Below are 7,417 nucleotides of genomic sequence, written 5' to 3' on the forward strand. Positions count from 1 at the left end.
TCACGTAATTCAGATTCGGACGTGTTTGTCTACGCGATACCAAAACAGGTAAAGGTTGGGGACACGTATCAGATGCGTGGCGTTAATTTTCGTGTGGACCGTTTCCCGGAATTCCAGGGTTTTTCGCCATCGGTGGTCATCTTCGCCGAGGGAGGTAATCAAGATCGTCGCATTCATTACAAAATGCATGTTGAGAGGCGGAAAGGCATAACCCAACTGCACTTCGAAAGTCTTCGTGCTTCGCCTCCCGGATCTGCCGATTTGAGTCGAGAGTACACAGGTGTGTCCTGCATGCTGGTATCACAGCGCGGGCTGCTGGCGGGTGCGCGACTAGAAGTGCCACCGCCCAAGGGGGTGATTGATTGAACGCACGTTCGCCTTCGGGGAGCTCATCCGATGACTGTCGCTGAGCATAGGTGCGTGAGTCGTACACGAGATCAATAACGGACTTTCCGCGCTAACCACCATGACCACGGGACGTTCGATAATTCGGTTGCTGCTTCTTTCGGTGACTATTTAGATCTGCGAAGGCAGCGTGTTCTGGTTTTCCGCTCTTGCAATACCCGTGCTCGATCAAGCTGCGGCCGCCTATGCGATCCCGGTGGATGCCGTGCTTGCCCTGCCTTCAGTGCTGATAGGCGGTAGTTATCTTCCATGTTTCCGTGCCGGCGGGACGGTTGACTGAGTGCTACGAATTCCTCGCCGCCCTAGAGCGCTGAGCGAACACTCCGGCCACCGGCATCCCATAGTCCGTTTCATTCTTGACTCGCACGTGATTGCGGCTGCCCACCCAGGCGGCGTAGAGCGCTTGATCGGCGGGCTGCAAGGCGCCGGGAGGTGTTCTCGTGGGGTCGAGCCCAACCACGGCGACCGATGCTGATGGTAATCATCGCAGTCACACGTGAGCTGGGATGTTCGATGCCGGACCGCGCCTTGCCGGAGCTTGAGGAGGGCATGGGCGCGACTCGGTGAAGTGACCAAGGAGTGACCAACCGGGTGCCCACTGTTACCTACCGATTCGTAAGTTATTGAAAAACCCAGCACATCGCGCTCGGCCGGTTTCGATCCTAACTATTCCCGTCAACTCCGAATGCAGGGGTCGGAGGTTCGAATCCTCTCGGGCGCTCCATCTCTTGTGTCATCCAGACGGGACCGTCGGCGAACGGTCACCGCCGGCCTATAAAAAAAACTACCCACCGAGGTTCCGCTGCGGCCACGATTCGAGTCTGTCTCCTTGAGGAGGCGTGTGCCTGTAATGCCTGAGTCCACTGAACCCGCTGCATTTTCCGACGCCGCGCCTGGGAGCGGGGATGGGCGGCGTGCGGCTCGCGCACGGACGGTGGATCAGCTATTCCGGGAGCACAACCAAGGCCTGTTGCGATTCTTGCGGATCAAGTTGCGAGATGAGGGCGATGCCAGGGAGGTTGCGCAGGAAGCCTATGTGCGACTGCTGCAGCTCGATAACACCGCAGCGGTTAGTTTTCTCCGCGCCTATCTGTTTCGCATCGCTGCCAATCTGGCTTTCGATCGGCTCAGCGCCCGGCGACGTATCCGTGTCGAATCTGGCACCGATCACGCCGAGTTTGAGCAATTCACGGATCCCTTCGATGTCGAGCGAGCGGTGCTGGCCGAGGAGGAGCTTGAGTTGTTTCTGGCGTGCATGGAGGAGTTGCCGCCGAAGTGTCGCGAAGTGTTCGCGATGCATCGGCTCCGCAAACTCAGCAGCGCGCAGATTGCCGCTCAGCTGCAGATCTCGGACCGAATGGTCCGCAAGCACATTGCTCGAGCGTTGATCTACTGCCGTTACCGCCTGGACGGGCTGTCTCCCCAAGAGGCCATGAGTCGCATCGGCCAGGACAAGGAGAAAACGGATGAATGAGGAAACGCAACGACTGGAGCAGGTCAGCGACTGGTTGATCCGGCTCGAGGAAGGCACGCTGGCCGACGAGGAAATCGTTCGGTGGGTCGAGTGGTGCGAAGCGGATCCTGAAAACCGCCGTGCTTTCGAGCGACTTTGGCCGCTATGGCAGGGGCTCGATGCCGCCAGCGCCTTGCATCCCGATCGAGTCGCCCAGCTCCTGGCGACCAAATCGCACAGTGTTCCGCGATGGCGTGCGCTGCTGAAACCACGCAGAGCTACGCACCAGCCGGCCGTCGAGCAGCCGCGTTCCGGCGTCTCGCGACTTCACGTCGGGTTGGCCGCCTCAGTGTTGATCGCAATCGGCGCCGCAGGTTGGTGGCAGGTCAATCAACCACAACGACTTCAGTCTATCGACAAACTGCACACTGCCATTGCCCGCGATCGTGAAGCCACGCTTCCGGATGGCTCCAGTCTGGCGCTGGGCGCCGGTTCGAGCGTCGCCATCGATTTCAAGGCGACTCATCGCAACATCGATCTGGGTGAAGGCGAGGCTTTCTTCACGGTGAAGCATGACCAGAGTCGGCCGTTCATCGTGCGCGCCGGCAACCTTCAGGTGCGTGCTGTTGGAACTGCGTTCGACGTGTTGCGCACCGGCAGTCGTGTCGCCGTTACGGTGCAGGAAGGAGTCGTCGACGTCACTGCCGACAATCAGCGGGACAACACAATCCCGCAGGTCGTGCGTGCACCGGCCGGCTATCAGGTGATCTACGATGCGACTCATCTGGTCAGCCCGATCCTGCGCATAGTCGATCCGGCGACCGCGACGTCCTGGCGGCAAGGCCGGCTCGAGTACATCGAGGAGCCGTTGGCGTCGGTCATCGCGAACGTCAATCGCTACTCCTCTCGGCGCATCACACTGCAGGGCGTCGACACCGGACTGGCGTACACCGGCACGATCGAGGTGCGGTCGATCGATGAATGGTTGCGCGCGCTGCCGCGAATCTTTCCGGTCCGAGTCGTCGGCACAGATCAAGAAACGATCATTCAGGCGCAAGCGTCGAGCGACTCTGCATCGTCGCGGCCTGCAACTCCGTGAGTGAGTCGGAGAATCATTTTCGCCGCCGAGGTTCCGCTACCCCGACCGATCCAGTCTTAGCTCTCAACAAAGCCGACGCACATCAGCACGGCATAGAGCAAGAGGGGGAGAAACAAATGAATCGGTCTCGAAAAGAACATCGCGCCAGCCAGGCACCCGCCGTGGTGTTTTCTCTTTGCGGTTGTTTTGCGAGCCACGTGGCGAGCGCGATCGATTTCAACAACACGGTAGAAGTGCATATCCCTGCACAGAAGTTGTCGTCCGCACTGTTGGAGTTCGGTCGGCAGACCGGCGTGCAAGTGATGACGTCGTCGGGCACCGTTGGCGATCTCCGATCGCCGGGCGTGGAAGGCAAGCTCAGCGTCAAGGACGCGTTGCAGCGGCTGCTCGAGGGGACCAGCTTGCAGTATCAAGACGCGGGCGAGAATTCGGTCGCGGTCGCACCTGCCGATTCGACCTCGCGATCCAACGATGTTCGATGGACCACGACGGCGTTGAGTGCCAACGACGCCAAGTCCTCTGACGCTGCGTCGTCCAGTGACGCAGGCGATGAGCGGAGCGTCTTCAAGGACGCCACCGCGCCTGTCGAGGATACCGAAGAGGTGATCGTTAGAGGAGTTCGCTTCTATCAGCCGAATGTGGGCAGGGCGGCTTCAAAAACGGATCTGCCGCTGCTCGAGACTCCGTTATCGGTGTCGATCGTCACCAGTGAGCAAATCGAGGCTCGCGGCGCCGATTCGCTGGAGCAGGCATTTCGCTACTCGGCCGGCGTTTTCTCTGCCGGTGGTGGTGGCAACAGGCGCGGCACGACCGGCTTCGTGATGCGAGGCTTCCATACGGCCAACGAGGGAACCGCATCGCTCTACATGAATGGCAGCAGGTTCCCGATCAATGGCAATAGCGGCGGCATGGAGCCCTATTTGTTTGAAAGTGTCGAGTTGCTGAAGGGGCCGGCGTCTGTGCTGTACGGGCAGGCTTCTCCAGGCGGCATCGTCAATATGGTGAGCAAACAGCCAACGCGGCAAGCGCTGCGTTCGATCAAGTTGCAGGCGGGCAGTTGGAATCATCGACAGGTGAATGCCGACTTCGGCGGGCCGCTGACGGAAGATGGCACCTGGGGCTATCGTCTGACCGGCGTGGTGCGCGACAGCGACACGATGATCGACAACATTTCGGATGATCGTACCGCGGGCGCTGCGGCGCTCAGCTGGACGCCGACGGCGCAGACCAAGCTCACGTTGCTGGCGAGCTATCTTGCCACCGAGACCGCTTACGATTCCGGCAAACCGTTGGAGGGCGCCGTGCTGCCCAACCCCAACGGCAAAATATCGCGTGAGCTGTTCGTGGGTGAGCCGGGTTTCGATGCGTTCAATCCTACCGGTCGAACGCTGGGCTACTTGTTCGAACATCGCTTCAACGATACCTGGCAGGTACGCCAGAACTTGCTGTGGTTCCGCTACGGCGCGGACTTCGCCAGCGTTGGCGTTTACAACCGCATCAACGCGGCCACCCCCCGCTTGATAGATCGCTACGTCTACGCGCGAAAAGATACCGACAACGGTTGGAGCGTCGACAGTCAGGTGCTGGGCAAATGGTCCACGCGCCGTTTCGAGCACACCGTCCTGTTCGGCATGGATTACAGCGAACACGATTTCTCGAGACAGCAAAGCTTCACTGGATTCCCTTCGCTGGATGCCTTCAGCCCAGTGTATGGCGTGCCGGTGACGTTGCCGGCGCCTGGCACTTCCATCTCGAACAGTCGTCAGCTGGGTATTTATTTTCAGGACAGCATCAAACTCGATCAACACTGGGTGGCGATGCTGGGCGGTCGCTGGGACAAAGTCAGAAGCGAGGATCGCAGTATTTCTGCAGCCGGAGTTGCGAGCCCCAGCAGCGACGCAACCGCAGACAAGTTCACCAAGCGGCTTGGCCTGCTGTATCTATCCGATAGCGGGATCGCGCCCTATCTCAGCTACTCCGAGTCCTTCCAGCCAGCCGAAGGCACTGATTTCGCCGGTGCATTCTTCAAGCCGACCGCCGGCGTGCAGTACGAGGCCGGACTCAAATTCGAGCCGAAGAGCAACAATGCATCACTGACCTTCGCGGCCTATCAGCTGACGCGGCAGAATGTGCTGACGGCCGATCTGGCGCACCCGGGATTCTCGACACAGACTGGAGAAGTTCGTGCTCGTGGCATCGAGGTCGAGGGCCGCATCGCTTTCCGCGACGACCTGGATTTGCTGGCTTCGTACGGCTCTACCGATGCGGAGGTCACCAAGAGCAACGGCGCAGACCTCGGACAAACACCCGTCTCCGTGCCGAAGAACACCGCCTCGCTCTGGCTGGATTATCACTACCGCGTCGGTGTGCTCGGCGAGTTGAGTTTGGGAGCCGGCGCTCGCTACGTTGGTGAATCGTTCGCTTCCGCCAACGTTGCGACTGTGCCGAGCTACACCGACTACGATCTTTCTGCTCGCTACGATCTGGAGCAGTGGCGCTTTGCGTTCAATGTGAAGAATCTGCTCGACAAGGCGTATGTCTCGGCCTGCGTCTACGCGTGTTACTACGGCGACGAGCGCAACGTCAGCTTCTCCGCGCAATACAGCTGGTAGCCGACCGCACCTCACCGGGTGAAAGGTCACAACGTTCAAAGTGCTGTTGCGTCGAGTCGTAGAACATGAATCTGATTCTGAATGCATCGAAGCGGTGTCGAGTTCTGCCATGGCTGTCTGCGTTTGCATTGCTGGTCCATGCAGATGCGTATCCGGCACAGCAAACAAATCCTCTGAAGGGCTTTGATCGCTACATCGAACAGGCCCGGGGCGAATTCGGGAATGTGGGGCTGGCGGTAGCGGTCGTGCACGACGATCGAGTCGTCTTCGCTCAGGGTTTTGGTCTCAGGCAGAGCGGCCAGCCGGCGCGGATCGGGCCGGATACTTTGTTTCAGGTCGGCTCAACCACCAAGGCGCTCGCTTGCGCCTCGCTGGGCGTGCTGGTCGATGACGGCAAGCTGCGCTGGGACGATCCGGTGGTCGACTACCTGCCCGATTTCCAGCTGCGCGATCCCTGGCTCACCCGACAGCTGACTGTGCGCGACACGGTCACTCATCGCAGCGGCATCGTGGGTGCTCCGTATCTCGTGATGTCCGTCATGAGCGCAGACGACGTGATACGGCAGCTGCGATACGCAAAGCCGGATGGGGCGTTTCGCGATTCGTTCCAGTACAGCAATCCGATGTATGGCGTCGCCGGCAAGGTGGCGGGCGCGGTCTCCGGGATGAGCTGGAATGAGTTTGTGCGACGCCGGCTTCTGCAGCCGCTGCAGATGAACCGCAGCGGCACGAGTCCTTACGAGTTCTGGGATCCCAAGTTTGTGACATCGCCCTTCCAGGGCTCGGCGCCGGCATCCCGTCCCAGTTATACCGATGCGCGTGATGCCGATGTAGCGATGCCCCATGTGATGGACGACCGGGGCCAACCGCATGTGGTTGCCTGGCAAAGCTATGACAACGCCGCTGCTGCGGGCTCGATCGTGTCGAGTGCTCGCGAGATGGCCAACTGGGTCATTGTGAACTTGAACGAAGGGCGCTTCGCCGGCAAGCAGGTGCTGAGCAAGCAAACGCTGCAGGCGCTGCATTCAGTTCAGAACCTGCGGCTCGAAGAGCCATTCCCGTTCCAAGCGGCCAGTGAAGGCTATGCGATGGGCTGGAACAAGGTGCGCTATCGCGATCGAAGCCTGTTGCATCATGGCGGAGACCTGATCGGATTCAACGCCTACGTGGCGCTGATGCCAGAAGAGCGGATTGGCGTGGTCGTTCTATCGAACAGTCAGCAGACGGTTGGTGGCGACAATCAAGCCTTCCGCAAGGCGATTGCTCTACGGGCGGTCGACCAGTTGCTCAACGGTCCTTCGCGTCACTGGGATCAGGAATTTCTGGCGCTGGCCAAACAAGCTGACGCGACCGCGAAAACCAAAGAACTGAAGTTACAGAGCTCACGGTTGCCGAATGCTCCGCCCTCCTTGCCGCTCGATCGATACGCAGGAGACTACGAAGATTCGATACAGCACTCGGGGCGCGTCAGCGTAAGCATCGAAGCGGGGCAATTGTCGCTGACCTTTCCTGGCGCGGGAGCGTTCTCCGCGGTGTTGGAGCATTGGCATGGCGATGTCTTCCGGTTGCGCAAGAAGGGACCGGGCAAGCAGTCATTGACGGGACATTTCATGAGCTTCGTCATCGATCCACAGGGCGCGGTGACATCGATGTCGCTGTTCAATGAAACATTCGAGCGTTTGCCATGAGATCCGGGCTCTTGGCGGTCTCACTGCTGCTCAGCCTGTGTGCGCTGCCTGCGTCGGCGGGAAGTGCTTCAGACGCGCACAGCTCCTTGAGCGGTTTCGATGCCTACATCGAAGGCGCGCGAGCGGACTTTGAGAATGTCGGTGTCGCGGTGGCTGTGGT

5 protein-coding genes are annotated in these 7,417 nt (G+C 59.9%); all 5 read left to right on the forward strand.

Annotated features, from left to right (window positions below; translation table 11 throughout):
* Positions 1-366, forward strand: a 366-nt coding sequence (locus JNL55_RS25480) for a hypothetical protein (RefSeq protein ID WP_293860980.1), incomplete at its 5' end; no start/stop codon positions are given.
* Between the two features lie 973 nt (positions 367-1,339).
* Entirely contained in the window at positions 1,340-1,879 is a 540-nt protein-coding gene (locus JNL55_RS25485) for an RNA polymerase sigma factor (RefSeq protein WP_293860983.1), read from the forward strand.
* Entirely contained in the window at positions 1,872-2,957 is a 1,086-nt protein-coding gene (locus JNL55_RS25490) for a FecR family protein (protein ID WP_293860986.1), read from the forward strand. Before JNL55_RS25485 ends, JNL55_RS25490 begins: the two co-directional genes overlap by 8 nt.
* A 116-nt stretch (positions 2,958-3,073) precedes the next feature.
* Positions 3,074-5,569: a TonB-dependent siderophore receptor gene (locus JNL55_RS25495; protein WP_293860989.1), complete on the forward strand. Its 2,496-nt coding sequence runs from the start codon at positions 3,074-3,076 to the stop codon at positions 5,567-5,569.
* 65 nt (positions 5,570-5,634) lie between these two features.
* Positions 5,635-7,257 (forward strand): serine hydrolase, encoded by a 1,623-nt coding sequence (locus JNL55_RS25500; protein WP_293860992.1) that lies wholly within the window; start codon positions 5,635-5,637, stop codon positions 7,255-7,257.
* The last annotated feature ends 160 nt before the right edge of the window (positions 7,258-7,417 follow it).

It is taken from the genome of Steroidobacter sp. (assembly GCF_016790065.1).
In the GTDB taxonomy this organism is placed as follows: domain Bacteria; phylum Pseudomonadota; class Gammaproteobacteria; order Steroidobacterales; family Steroidobacteraceae; genus Steroidobacter.